The sequence below is a fragment of the Herbaspirillum sp. B65 genome (assembly GCF_000333555.1).
Classification (GTDB): domain Bacteria; phylum Pseudomonadota; class Gammaproteobacteria; order Burkholderiales; family Burkholderiaceae_D; genus Herbaspirillum; species Herbaspirillum rubrisubalbicans.
This window is the reverse complement of sequence record NZ_BADI01001186.1, coordinates 1-1,258: the sequence shown is the minus strand read 5'-3', so window position 1 is coordinate 1,258 and position 1,258 is coordinate 1. Positions and strand designations below refer to the sequence as shown.

The window sequence follows — 1,258 nt, the reverse complement described above, 5'->3', positions numbered from 1 at the left end:
GGCATGTCCTTCCCCTTCAACCAGCGTTGGGGCATGGCCTTGTGAACCTGGCCTTTCTTGGAGCGCACCTCGTTCCAGCCGGACCTTCCAGATCAGACCAATGGAACCGCGGCGCCTACATCGTCCAGGGGCTGGGGCACTGCGGCGCCTGCCATACGCCACGCGGCATCGGTTNCCAAGAGAAAACCATGAGCGAGGCCGGCAAGCATGGCCCGCTATTCCTCGCTGGCGAGACCGTGGAAAACTGGCGAGCCCTGAGCCTGCGCGGCTTATGGAAGCCGGACGACATCGCCGAACTGCTCAAGACCGGCCGTAATCGTTTCGGCAGCGTGGCCGGCAACATGGTGGACGTGGTCCAGCACAGCACGCAATACCTGAGCGATGCCGACCTGCAGGCCATCGGGGTCTATCTGGCATCATTGTCTCCCGCGCCCGGCGAGTTGCCGATGCAGATGCCGGTAGGTAACGCGCTCGGCGAAGCTCCCGCCAATCTTTACAGCACGCGCGGCGGGCTGGGCTACGTGCAATTCTGCGCCGATTGTCACCGCCCTGACGGCAACGGCGTCAAGGATATCTTCCCGACCCTGGCAGGCAACCCGGCGCTGCAATCGGCAGAACCCTCCTCGCTGATCCACATCATGCTCACCGGCTGGCGCTCGGCCAAGACGCAGGCGCAGTCAAGGGCGATGACCATGCCTTCATTTGCGGCCCTCGGCGATGGCGAGATCGCCGAGATTCTCAACTTCGCTCGCGCCACCTGGGGTGGCCGGCCCGAGGCCAACATCAGCGAAGACCTGGTGCGTCGAATGCGCGCGCAACTCACCGAGAGCCAGGGCAAGCCTGCCGTGAGCACCTTCGTCACGCCGCGCCTGGCCGATATGCTCAACGAGAAAAATGCTGCACAGCTAGCCCTGGGCGCCAAACTGAACATCGAAACCAGCCGCATGTTGCCCGGCCACGTGGGCAATGCAATCAACTGCGCGAGCTGCCATCTCAACGCCGGCACGGTGGCCGAGGGTTCGCCCTATGTGGGCGTATCGGCCTTCTTCCCCAGCTATGCCCCCCGGGCGGGACGGGTCATCACACTGGCAGAGCGCATCAATGGTTGCTTCCAGCGTTCCATGAACGGCAAGCCATTGCCGCCGGATTCGGTCGAGATGAAAGCCATGCTCGCCTACTTCGACTGGATGCGACGCGATACCAAGCCCGAAGACAAGGTGGCCGGACGTGGTATCGGCAAGATCGATCCGCAATTGAA

At 63.2% G+C, this 1,258-nt stretch carries 1 pseudogene; it reads left to right on the top strand.

From position 1 onward, the window contains the following. Positions 1-1,258, top strand: a pseudogene (locus I5W_RS28445) (c-type cytochrome); the annotation flags it as partial.